This window comes from Pseudoalteromonas sp. MB41, from assembly GCF_020966275.1.
Classification (GTDB): Bacteria; Pseudomonadota; Gammaproteobacteria; order Enterobacterales; family Alteromonadaceae; genus Pseudoalteromonas; species Pseudoalteromonas lipolytica.
Map to the genome: position 1 here is coordinate 70,895 of NZ_JAJJZF010000013.1, position 13,317 is coordinate 84,211.

At 39.1% G+C, this 13,317-nt stretch carries 15 protein-coding genes, 1 tRNA gene and 1 pseudogene; 5 read left to right on the top strand and 12 right to left on the bottom strand.

Annotation, left to right across the window (positions count from 1 at the left end):
* Positions 1-3 precede the first annotated feature (3 nt).
* Positions 4-216, bottom strand: a complete 213-nt coding sequence (locus LPA49_RS13505; RefSeq protein WP_036971451.1) for a hypothetical protein — start codon at positions 214-216, stop codon at positions 4-6.
* A gap of 72 nt (positions 217-288) precedes the next feature.
* Between LPA49_RS13505 and LPA49_RS13510 the strand changes: the two genes are divergently transcribed.
* Positions 289-579 carry a prephenate dehydrogenase gene (locus LPA49_RS13510; protein ID WP_065978238.1) on the top strand — a complete coding sequence of 97 codons (291 nt, stop codon included), beginning with the start codon at positions 289-291 and terminating at the stop codon, positions 577-579.
* A 143-nt stretch (positions 580-722) separates the two neighbouring features.
* Here the strand turns inward: LPA49_RS13510 and LPA49_RS13515 are convergent, their stop codons facing one another.
* Positions 723-1,229 (bottom strand): DUF3016 domain-containing protein, encoded by a 507-nt coding sequence (locus LPA49_RS13515; RefSeq protein WP_075594332.1) that lies wholly within the window; start codon positions 1,227-1,229, stop codon positions 723-725.
* 230 nt (positions 1,230-1,459) lie between these two features.
* Here LPA49_RS13515 and galE point away from each other — a divergent pair, with 230 nt between their 5' ends.
* Positions 1,460-2,473 (top strand): UDP-glucose 4-epimerase GalE, encoded by a 1,014-nt coding sequence (gene galE / locus LPA49_RS13520; protein WP_075594331.1) that lies wholly within the window; start codon positions 1,460-1,462, stop codon positions 2,471-2,473.
* A gap of 178 nt (positions 2,474-2,651) precedes the next feature.
* On the opposite strand, the gene LPA49_RS13525 is transcribed toward galE, so the two are convergent.
* Positions 2,652-2,819 (bottom strand): hypothetical protein, encoded by a 168-nt coding sequence (locus LPA49_RS13525; protein WP_199525064.1) that lies wholly within the window; start codon positions 2,817-2,819, stop codon positions 2,652-2,654.
* 8 nt (positions 2,820-2,827) lie between these two features.
* Entirely contained in the window at positions 2,828-3,553 is a 726-nt protein-coding gene (locus tag LPA49_RS13530; protein WP_075594330.1) for a zeta toxin family protein, read from the bottom strand.
* A 79-nt stretch (positions 3,554-3,632) separates the two neighbouring features.
* Between LPA49_RS13530 and LPA49_RS13535 the strand changes: the two are divergent.
* Positions 3,633-4,070, top strand: a pseudogene (locus LPA49_RS13535) (site-specific integrase); the annotation flags it as partial.
* A 127-nt stretch (positions 4,071-4,197) separates the two neighbouring features.
* Here LPA49_RS13535 and LPA49_RS13540 read toward each other — a convergent pair.
* The 3 genes from LPA49_RS13540 to LPA49_RS13550 form a co-directional block, all read right to left on the bottom strand.
* On the bottom strand, positions 4,198-5,313 hold the full coding sequence (locus tag LPA49_RS13540; RefSeq protein WP_075594329.1) for a hypothetical protein: 1,116 nt from the start codon (positions 5,311-5,313) through the stop codon (positions 4,198-4,200).
* A 282-nt stretch (positions 5,314-5,595) separates the two neighbouring features.
* A complete protein-coding gene (locus LPA49_RS13545; RefSeq protein WP_143474504.1) occupies positions 5,596-6,564 on the bottom strand; it encodes a hypothetical protein in 969 nt (322 codons plus the stop codon).
* A 262-nt stretch (positions 6,565-6,826) separates the two neighbouring features.
* Positions 6,827-6,903 (bottom strand) — tRNA-Ile (locus LPA49_RS13550).
* A gap of 273 nt (positions 6,904-7,176) precedes the next feature.
* Here LPA49_RS13550 and hemN point away from each other — a divergent pair.
* Positions 7,177-8,550 (top strand): oxygen-independent coproporphyrinogen III oxidase, encoded by a 1,374-nt coding sequence (hemN, locus tag LPA49_RS13555; protein ID WP_075594323.1) that lies wholly within the window; start codon positions 7,177-7,179, stop codon positions 8,548-8,550.
* Positions 8,551-8,613: 63 nt separating this feature from the next.
* Here the strand turns inward: hemN and LPA49_RS13560 are convergent, their stop codons facing one another.
* The 3 genes from LPA49_RS13560 to LPA49_RS13570 form a co-directional block, all read right to left on the bottom strand.
* Positions 8,614-9,129, bottom strand: coding sequence for a DUF2489 domain-containing protein (locus LPA49_RS13560; protein ID WP_036971469.1), 516 nt, complete (start codon positions 9,127-9,129; stop codon positions 8,614-8,616).
* Entirely contained in the window at positions 9,126-9,728 is a 603-nt protein-coding gene (gene yihI / locus LPA49_RS13565; RefSeq protein ID WP_036971473.1) for a Der GTPase-activating protein YihI, read from the bottom strand. Before yihI ends, LPA49_RS13560 begins: the two co-directional genes overlap by 4 nt.
* Positions 9,729-10,478: 750 nt before the next feature.
* On the bottom strand, positions 10,479-11,111 hold the full coding sequence (locus LPA49_RS13570) for a cytochrome c (protein ID WP_036971475.1): 633 nt from the start codon (positions 11,109-11,111) through the stop codon (positions 10,479-10,481).
* A 283-nt stretch (positions 11,112-11,394) separates the two neighbouring features.
* Here LPA49_RS13570 and yihA point away from each other — a divergent pair, with 283 nt between their 5' ends.
* Positions 11,395-12,054, top strand: a complete 660-nt coding sequence (yihA, locus tag LPA49_RS13575; RefSeq protein ID WP_065978240.1) for a ribosome biogenesis GTP-binding protein YihA/YsxC — start codon at positions 11,395-11,397, stop codon at positions 12,052-12,054.
* A gap of 4 nt (positions 12,055-12,058) precedes the next feature.
* On the opposite strand, the gene LPA49_RS13580 is transcribed toward yihA, so the two are convergent.
* Both LPA49_RS13580 and LPA49_RS13585 read right to left on the bottom strand, forming a co-directional pair.
* Positions 12,059-12,577 carry a DUF1285 domain-containing protein gene (locus LPA49_RS13580; RefSeq protein WP_074989665.1) on the bottom strand — a complete coding sequence of 173 codons (519 nt, stop codon included), beginning with the start codon at positions 12,575-12,577 and terminating at the stop codon, positions 12,059-12,061.
* Positions 12,577-13,164 (bottom strand): YceI family protein, encoded by a 588-nt coding sequence (locus LPA49_RS13585; RefSeq protein ID WP_230236814.1) that lies wholly within the window; start codon positions 13,162-13,164, stop codon positions 12,577-12,579. Before LPA49_RS13585 ends, LPA49_RS13580 begins: the two co-directional genes overlap by 1 nt.
* Positions 13,165-13,317: the final 153 nt, after the last annotated feature.

Genomic DNA, 13,317 nt, shown 5'->3' on the forward strand with positions numbered 1-13,317 from the left:
TGCTTAAACGTAAACGTTTACGTTATTACCGAGTGTCGCAGTCACCGATTTAGCGGGTGTCTGTGCAGCGCTTGTGTTCATCGCTGCGCCTTCGATAAGTGCAAGTGCCGCAGCACCATCAGCTTTTTGCTGTTTTTTAGCAAGTGATGCGCTGTAAACTTCAGCGCCTTCGCCGCCGCCACTCATCGCCGGTAAACTTGATCCTGATATATTCATAGTTCACTACCTGACTTTTTATTACAATCCACGTACTATATCGGCATTGCAGTCTAAAGCTTTAGGAAAAAAATGGATTCAATCATTGAACAGCTCAATGCTAACTTAAAAATCGTTTACCGTCAGGCACTTGATGCTGATAAAAAATTAGATGACTTACAGCAGCAAGGGCATGGCAAGTTCAAAGCCTTATTTGCAAAAGATGCCGGCTTTGATTTTGAAGCAAAACGCTTTAAGCCATATGTACTCGACGTTGCAGCCGATGTTGAGAGCCTAAGTAATGATGGCTTAGATGAAGAAAAGCTGAAAAAAACCGTAATTAAACTTCAACAGTTATTACAGCTGTTAGCGACGTTTAAGTAGATTAACACGCGTTATAAATACATACTTGAACCACCGAGGACACCAAGTCACTTCACGTGACAAAACAGATTACACTATTTCTCTGTGCCTCAGTGGTTCAAAAAAGCGTACAACGTGCTAACCAAGTTCCACAACTACAAACATCACGACTGTGCACTATTTAATGAAGGTAATAATTCATCTTCAAACCAATCAGTAATTAAACGTTTATCGTAATAATACGCTTCGTCACGGCCCATTTTAATGCGATCCATAAAGCCCATATCTTTGAGTTTTACATCACTCGCTTCGCTAACCACCTTGCCGTCTTTATCTGTAACTGAGTAATTAAAATCAATACGCGGAAAATAAATAGGTTTAATGATTCGAAGTTCATTCATACCACCAAACTGGACATCTCCCGCTAAATCAAGGTCAGTTACCTCAACATTAAAAGTGTATCCTTCAGGAAGCTGCTCAGCTAATTTTTTAAAATGTTTCTCAAAGTTTTTCGCTACATTTTTATGAAACGCCCCTTTCGGTGAGTTATTTCCTGGGCGCACATCTCTGTAGTCATTAAAATCATGCCACTTTACTTTTGCTTCACCTGCGTGAGCAAAAGCAGGTAGAACAACAACCATAGCCAAGGCAATTTTTTTTACTGTATTCATCTTTCTCTCCACGTTACAGGTTGAGCCAATAGTTAAAAACTAGCAGTTGAGGATTAACTATAGCTTAATACTCCCTCACTTTCGTGTTACCAATATGGTGCAAAATGTAACCAAAAACAAGCTACCCCGCTTTTGCTTAATTTTCAAAAATAACAATTTATTTATGAAATTTTGCACGGAATATGATGAAATAAGACTAATTCAACCAGGTATTAGTTCATGGAAATTTTATGACCATTTTAGTCACCGGCGGAGCCGGATACATCGGTTCTCACACCGTTTTAGAGTTATTAAAGCAAGGCACAGAGGTTGTTGTGCTTGATAACTTAAGCAATTCATCAAATGAGTCGTTGACTCGCGTTAAGCAAATCACAGGTAAAGACGTTACTTTTTATGAAGGCGATATTCTTGATAGAGACTGCCTAGATAACATTTTCCGTGAACATACGATCGATAGCGTCATTCACTTTGCAGGCTTAAAAGCGGTTGGTGAATCGGTTATTAAACCTATTGAGTACTACCAAAACAACGTACAAGGCACGTTAACACTCGTTGATGCAATGCGCGATGCAGGTGTTTTCAAGTTAGTATTTAGCTCCTCTGCTACAGTGTATGGTGACCCAGCAAGCTTGCCTATTCGCGAAGACTTCCCCGTTGGTGGCACAACGAATCCTTATGGCACCTCTAAATTAATGGTAGAGATGATGCTGCAAGATATCGCCAAATCAGACGAGCGCTTTGCATTTGTTATTTTACGTTACTTTAACCCTGTAGGGGCTCACGAATCAGGCTTAATTGGCGAAGACCCGAATGGTATTCCAAATAACTTACTGCCTTATATTTCACAAGTAGCCGTTGGTAAGTTAGAAAAGCTGGGGGTTTTTGGTGATGACTACGACACTGTTGATGGCACAGGTGTGCGCGATTACATCCACGTTGTCGATTTAGCACTTGGCCATTTAAAAGCACTCAACCGCATTAAAAACGATACTGGTGCTCATGTATTTAACCTTGGCACAGGGAATGGTTATTCAGTGCTGCAAATGGTCACAGCCTTTGAAAAAGCCAGTGGTCAGGCTGTGCCCTATCAAATCTCACCTCGTCGAGCAGGTGACATTGCAGCGTGTTACGCAGCGCCAGAGAAAGCGCTTAACGAATTAGGTTGGCGAGCCGAACGTGGCATTGATGAAATGATGCAAGATACGTGGCGCTGGCAAAGCAACAACCCTAATGGTTATAAATAAGCAAAGTAACTTAATTATACATGTTCAAAAAGCCTGACGATAAAATGAGTGAAATTAAACGTTTGTTAGCAAGTTAAGCTAAAGAATAGAAAGTTGAGTTGAAGATTACTTTGTTAAGTCGATATTTATAAAATATTTTTCTAAATCAAAAAAGTCCCTATGCGGGACTTTTTATTAATTACCTTTGGCCTACAGTTGCTTTGTTTACTACCTGTACTTGAGAGGAAATTGCTCGCTCAATAACTTGGTTATAAACTCGCTTTTTCTCACTAGAGCTAGAATTTAGCACAAAGTCTGAAAGTTTCGAGTTTTGAGCTTGCTTTGGCTTTATTAAATTTGAAAACATAGGCACTCCTAAAGCTCGTTTTTTGAGCTGGACGATGATTCTATCAGGCTCGCTAGATCTTCTCTAGTGAATATTTCATCTAAATGATGCTCAATTGCCTGAACGTTATCATGATAAAAACGTGTTCGACCCTTATTATTCTTAACTAATAAATCTACTTTAATCTGACTTCCAAACTTTAATTTAAGTTCCTTTATAACATTTTGTGATGCAAAAAATTGATCTATAAAAGTATTTGGCAAAATTCTACGCCCTTCTAACTTCTCTCTGGCTTCAACAAATTCCCATGCATATTCTGGTTTTTGGTATACAAACAAAATAAGCACTTTTCGGCCTTTACGAATAGAACGCTCAATATTTTTTTCAGCAACATCATAACTTGCCAAGGTACCATCTAACAAAAATGACTGTTTGTTTTTAAAAGCATGATCAAGTGTTCTCTCAACAATAAGAGATACAGCACGATGAAATAAATAAGAGTTATCACCTGTGTAAGCAGGTATTAGTTCTCTAAACTCATCTGGATCAAGTCTGAGTACATTATCAGCACCAATTTCTTCTAGAAAAGCTTTTGAAGTTTCAGTTTTTCCAGCACCAGGCGAACCTGCCATAAAAACAGAAACTGGTCTTGTATCGGGAGGAAACTGACTTTTGTCTGTTAACTCGCGAGCTATACGAGTCCTATTACTTTTAGCGTAGGTAATTGCCTGCCGCTCTAGTTCTTCTGGTGTCATATAAAGCCTTATGATTCTCTTTTCATTATGTCACTTAAGTGCCTATTAGCAAGTGATTAAGGCTGAGATCCCATAAGCTTTAACGATTGCCAGAGTATCAGAGCGTAAAGCTGATAGCCGCCCAGCGCTAGACAGTAAATGGCTTGGTCGAGAAGGTCGTATTTACACAGTGAAAGGCAAAGGTGCCTTAATCCGTAATGTACTAATACCTAACGCACTGGCTACACAGCTAGAACAAAGGCGCTTAGCGCAGCCTATAACGGTTCGTGATAGGGAAATTAACTATTTACAACGTTATGATATTGGTGGTGGTCATAAATGGTCATGCTCATTCTCAAAAGCATCTAGCCGCACACTCTTCTTTTCAAATGGCGGTCATGGCCTCAGGCATAGCTACGCACAAGAGAGAATGGCTGAGCTAAGGAGTTTCGGTTTAAGTAGGGCTATAGCTCTCGAAACTGTATCACAAGAGCTAGGGCACTTCAGGGCTCAAATTACTGAGGTTTATTTAAGGTAAACCATATTTACGTTGCTGCAAATTAGAGTTAATAGCTATTATGTGCCAGCGGTCGGCAGTTTCATGCACTATACACATTTCAAAACCTGATCCTTACTAAATGATTAGTCTACTCTTGGCATATAAACTACCTATTTACTATTTTTATCTTACCAACAATCTCATCATCTGTAATTGTATGCTTTATACCTTTATATGGACTTTCTTCCGCCAGTTCCCAAATGAAACTTGAAAAATTACCCATAACAGCTTTTGAGTAAGTTAAAATATCAACTGACTGTTTTTCATCGTTTGATTTACCAAAAAACTCCTTTAATTTTTGATCAAATCGCTCAAATGATTCTAGTGTATTTCTTTCCAGCTTTATTTCTTCAGGGTTTAATGGAATCGGCGCAACAATTTTAGGTAGTAATTTGCCATCATTCAGTTCTAAACTTTCAACACGAATCCAAAAGTAACCACCAGCCATAGACATTGGGCATGCATGTGTAACCAGATCTCTATACGATCCTAATATATTTAGCCATCCGTTTTTGCCACAAGCACTTTTAAAGTTTTTTCTGAATGCAGTAGGCTGACTTTTATCTTTGAAATATTTTTTGAAAATACGTGATGTCATGTTCATATGTTTTACTCCCGACTTTTCTTCATCAGATAGTATGAAGTGAAAAATAAACTCGGATAAATAATCTCTCAAAGTGCATGCATCAAATAAAAAGTGTTGAAAGGAGTTATAAATATCTTTTGAAAACCTATCTTCAAACTTACTCCCAATTTCAATTTTTTCTTGTATACATCGTCCCATTAGCTGATCTCTATACCTGCGAGACAAAACTTTAAAAGACTCATTTAATGTACTGATTTGGTGCGATATTCGTTTAGCTATATCCCACAAGAACGCATTTTTTAATTTATATCCTTGATTTGATATATGTGACCAATGCCAAATAGCTTCGATATGTGACCATGACTTAGATTTGTAAGCTGTATGAACTCTCCACTCAGATGGAGCACTGCCATCAATTTGAGATATATCAGTATAAAACTCTGTACCAACTAGCTCATTTAACCCTAATTGATCTAAGCCTACGTATAATTGCTGATATGTTGGAATCGTTATTATTGCAGTCTTGTCATCTGTAGTGCTTGGGTAAATTTTAACTTTATTAGATGATGGCAAGTTAATTGCGTGAATACCACCTAAGAAATGTACATCCCTCCATGCTATAGGCCAATAACTCAATTTTTTCTCCTTCTTTTTATACTAATTTATAGTAGTGCCCGAATTAGATCTTATACGGCTTTAACATACTGTTTAGATAAAGTTTTGTCTCTATTAATTAGGAAAAGTAGGAGATATCTTCTTTCCCTAATTACGTACATAAATGAATCTGACTGACATTTTGCATATTAATAAAGTCTATATCTCGCTCAAAGCAATCTGCTTTGATACAGGAGAAACCTGTCAACTAGCACTGTCGGATTAAATATGAGCTACTACACATTAACTCATCTTCGAGGTCTTTCACATTGTAGTGATTTTGTTTATATCAAGAGCCTCAGATAGTGATATGGTACAACCACCTTTACACCGACAGTCAGCTAACGGAATTTCCGGAACTTCGCTTAGACTATAATTCCCAACTCTATGCTTTTCACATGCAGAGCAAAAATCCCCTTCGAACCGCATAGTTTTCATGATATACGGCATACCAAGTTCTTGAGACTTTAATTTAGCATCAAATATACGAAACTTGTTTTGTGCAAAGAATAACATCATGCGACATACGCCATCAGGGTCCAAGTGAGTTCCATTGCTAGCTAATTTCTTTCTTAATTCATTATCCAACTTTAACCCCCAAAGAAACATACTAATTGCTCCTTGACGCACTAGAGGCTTTAAATCAGGCTGTATCTCAGAAAGAATGAGTGGCCAATCATCAAGAATATTATTAATTATAAAAACCTCTCTTGAACCACCAAAATTAGACCAGTCAACTCCTAAGCCTGATGGAAATGGTAAACTCAGTTGATGTTTCCTAACTGGCTCAAAAGCATCTTCAAAGTTTCTATTTAGAGCTGCATTTACTGATACCTCAATTGCAGCAAACATTTCATTTTTGATGATTTTTTCTTTAGCTTCAATTTGTTTCGCTCCCTCACAGGAACAAACCAAAAAATCATGTTCTAATGAATTACCATTAAAATAATTTGGTGCTGCTTCCAAAATCCTACGAACTAAAACAGGTTTTGTACCAGAAGTTGGCAGGTTAAGGTTTTGAGAAATACTTTTTAACTTTGGAGCAGAATAAGTCGCTGTGACAACTTCCTGAGTATTAGCTGACTGTAAAACCCCCTCTTTTTCAAATTTATTTAAAGCGAGCTCTGCATCACATCCTAAGTAACTAGTCCAATCTCTCATTCTCAACACTTTCGATAAGCTTTTAGGTTTTAAAAAGCTCTTTAGAAAGTAGTATTCGTTAGTATCCATCATTCGCTTCCTATTGCTTAGAACGATGAATATTATAGCATTTACTTGATGGAAAAATGATTTACCTGAATGTTGACCACTATCAAGCAAAACAATGTCCAATCATATAGCAACAAGCTTTCCCGCTTAGAAGTGAAGCTCAGTAAAAGGTAAGGGATTAATCATATCAAGCATATAGAGATGTTTTCCGCTATACTAAAAGTAGCACAGAGGTAGCACAGGGTAATTTCTGTTAGTAGGTGTTTACTTGGGAAGCTTGTAAAAATGGTGGCCCCTCCCAGACTTGAACTGGGGACCTAACGATTATGAGTCGTGTGCTCTAACCAACTGAGCTAAGGGGCCATTGTATTAGCCGAAGCTAATTTTTTGTGATGCGTTTAGGATGTTAAGTCTCTAAAGCGGGTTGCAGTATAAAAACTTTTTTTAACCTTGTCACTAGCAAAACTCTTTATTTTAACAATCAGTAAACTAACTGCTCAAATAGTAAACTTTTCGGTTTTTCAGTTACCTTAAAGCATGCCACTTAGTTTGTAGCCTCCGACATTGTTCTAGATCAAATAGCAAAATGCCTAAACTCGCTAAAATGGCCTCTTAATCAATTGCGGAGTGCTGACTGTGATAAATTTACCTAGCTGGGATCAATCTCTGATCAACAAGTACAATATTTCTGGACCACGATATACCTCTTACCCGACGGCATTGTCTCTTGTTGATGGTTACAACCAACAAAGTATGATTGACGCGATTACGGCATCTAAAAGCCGCTCTTTGTCGCTGTATATCCATATCCCTTTTTGCAGCCAGCTTTGTTATTACTGTGGCTGTAATAAGGTTATTACACGTCACCAATCAAAAGCGGATATCTATTTAGATAACTTGGCAATTGAAATTGCTGAACAAGCCACCTTATTTGCTGATTACCATGTTGAACAACTTCATTTAGGCGGCGGAACCCCTACCTTTTTATCTGCGCAGCAAATGAGCCGTTTAATGGCTTTAGTTGAACACCATTTTAATTTTGCCGATGACGCTGAGCGCGGTATCGAAATTGATCCACGTTCGCTGGCGGATGGCATGCTTCCGCACTTGCGCCAACTTGGTTTTAATCGCGTATCGTTTGGTATCCAAGATTTTAACGACGAAGTGCAGCTTGCGGTTAATCGCCCGCAGAGTGTGGACTCTGTAAAAGGTTTAATTAGTGAAGCGCGTGAGCTTGGCTTTAAATCAATAAACGCCGACATGATTTATGGCTTACCGCTACAAACGCCTGAGAGCTTTAAAGAAACGATTGATCAACTTATAGCATTGAATCCTGACCGAGTATCGGTATTTAATTACGCACACTTACCAGAACGATTTGCGGCTCAGCGGAAAATTAAGGATGCGGATTTACCTTCTGCGGGCGATAAGCTCACGATGTTTAAAAATACGCTAGAACAAATGTTAGCGGCTGGCTATCAATTTATTGGTATGGACCACTTTGCTCGTAAGGATAATGAACTCGCTATTGCGCAAAATGAGGGCAAATTACATCGCAATTTTCAAGGCTATACCACGCATGGTCAATGTGATTTACTTGGTTTAGGCGTGTCGTCTATTTCGCAGATTGGTAATGCTATTTTACAGAATGAAAAAGAACTGAAGCATTATTACAAAGCAGTTCAAGAAAACGCTGGTAGTGCGTTGTGTAAAGGCATTATGCTCACCGATGATGACATTTTACGTGCCGCGGTTATTAAGCAGTTAATTTGTCAGTTTGAACTTGATATGCCGGCTGTTGAACAGCAATTTAATATCGACTTTAACGAGTATTTTAGTGATGCATTACGTGCACTTGCCCCCCTACTTGCTGATGGCTTAATAAAAGTAAGCGACAATAAAATTACGGTTACAGCGAGAGGCAATTTGTTTATTCGTATTATTTGTATGTGCTTTGATGCGCACTTACAACAACAAATCAAACAAACACGTTTTTCGCGGGTTATTTGATATATCAATCATGCTCATACAAAAAAGCAGAGCTTTGAAGGCTCTGCTTTTTTATGTTGAAAGCTAGTTAAATACGACGTTTTCACTGCCTGGCGCGGCTTTAAACTCGTCTATTAACTTAACACAGTCCGCTTTAATTTCATCGCTGTGTTGCTCTTCAGCACGCCAACGCGTGGAATCCATCTTGAAGACCTCTTTTTTTGAGTACTTCTTACGTGCATCATGCGTTGGCATGTCTTTTACGACATTGTACATTTTATAAATGCCAGGGTAGCGTTCGCGTAAATCAAACTCTTCTGCGAAGCTGTATTGAGAAATAAGAACCCAAATACGTAAGCAACCTTCTGAAAATTCACACTGCTCTTCATTCATTGCACGCGCAATTAAATGAATGCTGTCCGCTAACTTAGCATTTCGAGTCGCTTTTGACGCGGCAAGCTTTTGCTCATGCTCAGCTTGTTTTTTTGCGATAAGCTTATTTTGAGCATTTACCTTGTATAGTAATTGCCCTGCATAAAAAGCCAGTCCTGCGATAATTGCCGCCCCAATAACAATGGCAATAATCAAGGTTGTGCTCATCTATCATCCTCATCTTCGTCATCGTACCATTCATTTGCTAAGTCATCAGATAGGTACTTATCGAAATCAGAGCCGCCTTCAACATCAAAGTCATCTTCAAAGTCGTCTTCGTAGTCATCATCTTCGTCTTCGATTCCTAGCAGCTCACACAATGCTTGGTGACGAGCGATACGGCTATTGAAGTACTTCGCATCTTTGCCAGTCAATAACTCGCCACGCTCATGGCGTTCAACCAACTTTAATAAACGCTCATCATTTTCTAACGCTTCAAGCTCTTGCTCTGGTGTTAGCTCTGGCTCTGACACTTTTTTCAATTCAACCATTGGTTGTAAATTACGTTTCATTTCGACTTTAGGATCAGCCTTGACCGCCACTAATGAAACCGGTTTTTTACTACCAACACGCTTATCTTGCGATTGATTGTTTGTAGCAGCTTTATCACCCTTTTGAGCATCTGGCGCATTACGTGAACCAGGCTTAGCCCCTTTGGTTTTCTTAACTCGCTGCTCTTTTAGTGCGCGCATCTCTCTAAGCTTTTCCTTACTTAGACGTACTGGACCATTTGATGGAATTTTACGCGACTTTTTCTTTCTACTCATATATTGATCATCTCACTTAAGAGGTTGTGCACAACACCTTAATGGCATTGTAATGCTGGCATAACCAGAAGAATTCGGTGTGCGGATGAGGTTGGTCAACTTGACGAACTGCGCACTTTTCATACTTATAGTACAAACGGTGGCTATTGTAACAGGACAAATAAAAAGGCGGTAGAGAAAACATCTCTACCGCCTACTAATCTGAGCGCCAATTAACTGGACACTTCTCCCTTCGACTTTTTAGTCTTTATTATTTTTATTATTATTGTTTTTCCATTTTGTTGTTATTTTTACCTTCCATGTAGCATTCCATTTTGTTTTTATTATTAAACTTCCATGAGCTTTTATTATTCTCGGTCAATCCTGACACTTTTTTGTTATTTCCTTTAGGACACTAATCAGTGTCTTCCCCTAAAGATTTGCCGCAGTCACTTTCCTTATTACATTGTCCATGTTGTTTTGCTGTCTCAGCGACAGTGGTTAATTTACCCATTAATAATTTTGTTACAACTAATTTATATAATTTTTCTTACAACGAAGAGTTTGTAACAATACCATCTTAAATAATAACAAAGACTTACACAAAATGAAGAAATAAAAATAAGACTTAGCTTACAGTTGGATATGGTCAATGTCTCACAAGAAAGTAGGAAATTACGGCATGCTGCAAATGTAAAAAAAGCAGCTTGCGCTGCTTTTTTGTAAACTGTCTAAATTATAATGCTAGTAATTTAAGCTAGCAATCAGACTTTAGTGTAAGCCACCTAAGTATTTTGAAAGTACTTCGATGTCTTTGTCTGTTAGCTTTTTAGCAATGTCTTGCATCATGCCATTTAAGTCGTTATTGCGCGTACCATCACGGAACTTTTCAAGTTGCGACTTAATGTATTCAGGATGCTGAAACGAAACTTTAGGGAATTTAGCAAGCGATGTGCCGTTACCACGCGGACCGTGACACGCTGCACAAGCTGGGATTCCACGCTCTGCATCACCGGCTTTATAAAGCTGTTGACCAACTTCAACAACATCTTTAGGTGTTACACCCTCAGACATGTTTAATGAAGAGAAGTAAGCTGCTAGGTCTTTCATATCTTGATCGCTAAGCGGCATAGCCATACCACTCATTACAGGGTCCATACGGCCCTCTTTGCCACCCGATGTCATACCTAGTTTAAACTCTTGTAGTTGTTTATAGATATAATCTGCGTGTTGACCTGCAATCTTAGGGTAGATATTAACCGGCGCATTACCGTCTGGGCCGTGACAGGCCGCACACGTTGCCGATTTTTCTTTACCTGCGTTTACATCGCCATCAAATGCTGTTGCGTTGCTTGCTGACAACGCACCAAGCAATATAGTTAAAGATAGTGCTATTTTTTTCATGGTGAATTCTCTGTTTCCGACCCTGTATCATCTACAATATGGATGTTGTGATTTCTATATTCTACACGATAATAAATTCTCTGGCACGTTTTCTGCCCACATTAAGCTTATAATTTATAGGGATTTGACTTAGATTAAGTTTCTACCTAGCAATTTTCCTTGTTCAAAGCCAAGTTAGCACGCTTAAATACGCTTTTGAATGCTGCTTTAATAGTATAAAATACGTGCCTTGAGTGGTTTTCGACCACTGACTGTTATTATTTATAAAAGATTAGGAGAGCCTGTGCTCAAATCTCGTATCAAATACAATACTGCGTCCTTTGTTACCAGCGCACCTGATATCTCTCGTTTACCTGCTGATACGGGGATTGAAGTCGCGTTCGCCGGTCGTTCAAACGCCGGTAAATCAAGTGCTCTTAACACCTTAACAGACCAAAAGTTAGCACGTACCTCAAAAACACCTGGTCGTACGCAACTTATAAACACCTTTGAGCTCGATGCCGACAAGCGCCTAATCGATTTACCGGGGTACGGTTTTGCGAAAGTCCCCATTGAAATGAAAAAGAAATGGCAAAAATCATTAGGTGAATATTTACAAAAACGCCAAAGCCTTAAAGGCATTGTTGTGTTAATGGATATTCGTCACCCACTTAAAGATTTAGACCGCGACTTAATCGACTGGGCGGTCGGGAGTGAAATTCCGGTTCTTGCGTTACTCACTAAAGCCGACAAACTAAAGCAAGGTGCACGCAAAGCACAAGTTTTACAAGTTCGTCGTGAACTAAGCAGCTTAGAGGGCGATATTACAGTTCATGCCTTTTCATCATTGAAAGGGACAGGCTTACCTGAAGTTGCTAAAAAGCTAGACGAATGGTTCTTAGGGCCTATTGAAATGCAAGAAGCAGAGTCGGAATCAGAATCGGATCAACAACCAGACGCTTAAGTTATTAAGCCAAGTAGTAGTGCTTGGATAATGACTCAATGAAATAGCCATCCTCATCAGAGCTGGCTATTTCAGCCCACTGATAATACACATTCCTCGATACTCTGGCAGCCAGTCCATGCGGCAATTTAAGGTATGGTACCGTCACGTTTTCAAATTCACGCAGTTGCAGTGGCTGACACGCAGTGACTAACCAAGTGCGCTGTAAATTATCAATACAACACAACGCGTTTCCTTGCTCTGTTTCTTCAAAGCGCCAATCTACGATAATAAAAGGCACATCGGCCACGGTGATAGCCATTTTCTCGACAGGCGTTTTTAGATAATAGCTGTCTGCTTCTTTGCAAATAACAGAGGCAAACAGCTTAACCATCGCTTCTCGTTTTATTTCACTGCCCGCGTAGAACCACACGCCATGCACATCAATGCTAATTGGCAACTGACCACAATGGGTCGGTTGCCACTTATCAAATGGTTTGTCTGGCTGTGCAAGTGCGGTTTCTAGCTCAGCAAGTGACTGCATTACTTTTCTTTATCAAGAGTCAGTGAAAATGTAACCGGAACGGCAGTAGCAATTGACGGTAAACCAGCCAGTTTTTGTAATTCAGCAATACCTTCAGTCACTTTAAAATCAGCAGCATTAATAATCACGGGCGTAAACGATGACACAGTTACATCACCCGTTGGCGACATATTAGCAAGTACATCAAGTGTTAGTTCTTTCTTATTACCATGAAAATCAAGTTCAGCTTTAAGACCTTTTAATACATGCTGCCCAGGCACGAGCTTTGATAAAGCTTGGCTTAAATCAGCTGTTAATACGGCATTAGGAAACTGGGCTGTTTCAAACAGGAGCTTAGTCATGCGCTCGTTACGGATGGGGATCAGCGTTTCAACAGACGTCAGGTCGATCATTAACTTAAGTTGACCTTGCTCGTTTAAGGTTCCTGATACGTTTTTAAAATGATGAGCTTCAGCGATTGCGTTTTTCTTTATTGAAACAAAGCTTACATTGCTTTGTTCATTATTAACTTGCCAATTAGCACTCGCCAATGGGGCAACAAATAAACTTGATAATGATAAGGCTGTAATAGCCAAAGATTTAAACATAACGCATTCCTTCGAAAGTAATTAAGAATCACTTTGATGGTATCACCTGCGCTAATTTGTGCAATGAATTGTATGATAAGAACAAGAAAAAACGGCTCACTCAATAAAGAGTGAGCCGGTATAGCAAACTGGGGAGAAGCTATCAATACGTTG

Coding starts and splice junctions, on each gene's coding strand:
- LPA49_RS13505 (WP_036971451.1), bottom strand. CDS start 216: ATGAATATATCAGGATCAAGTTTACCGGCGATGAGTGGCGGCGGCGAA.
- LPA49_RS13510 (WP_065978238.1), top strand. CDS start 289: ATGGATTCAATCATTGAACAGCTCAATGCTAACTTAAAAATCGTTTAC.
- LPA49_RS13515 (WP_075594332.1), bottom strand. CDS start 1,229: ATGAATACAGTAAAAAAAATTGCCTTGGCTATGGTTGTTGTTCTACCT.
- galE (WP_075594331.1), top strand. CDS start 1,460: ATGACCATTTTAGTCACCGGCGGAGCCGGATACATCGGTTCTCACACC.
- LPA49_RS13525 (WP_199525064.1), bottom strand. CDS start 2,819: ATGTTTTCAAATTTAATAAAGCCAAAGCAAGCTCAAAACTCGAAACTT.
- LPA49_RS13530 (WP_075594330.1), bottom strand. CDS start 3,553: ATGACACCAGAAGAACTAGAGCGGCAGGCAATTACCTACGCTAAAAGT.
- LPA49_RS13545 (WP_143474504.1), bottom strand. CDS start 6,564: ATGATGGATACTAACGAATACTACTTTCTAAAGAGCTTTTTAAAACCT.
- LPA49_RS13560 (WP_036971469.1), bottom strand. CDS start 9,129: ATGAGCACAACCTTGATTATTGCCATTGTTATTGGGGCGGCAATTATC.
- yihI (WP_036971473.1), bottom strand. CDS start 9,728: ATGAGTAGAAAGAAAAAGTCGCGTAAAATTCCATCAAATGGTCCAGTA.
- LPA49_RS13570 (WP_036971475.1), bottom strand. CDS start 11,111: ATGAAAAAAATAGCACTATCTTTAACTATATTGCTTGGTGCGTTGTCA.
- LPA49_RS13580 (WP_074989665.1), bottom strand. CDS start 12,577: ATGCAGTCACTTGCTGAGCTAGAAACCGCACTTGCACAGCCAGACAAA.
- LPA49_RS13585 (WP_230236814.1), bottom strand. CDS start 13,164: ATGTTTAAATCTTTGGCTATTACAGCCTTATCATTATCAAGTTTATTT.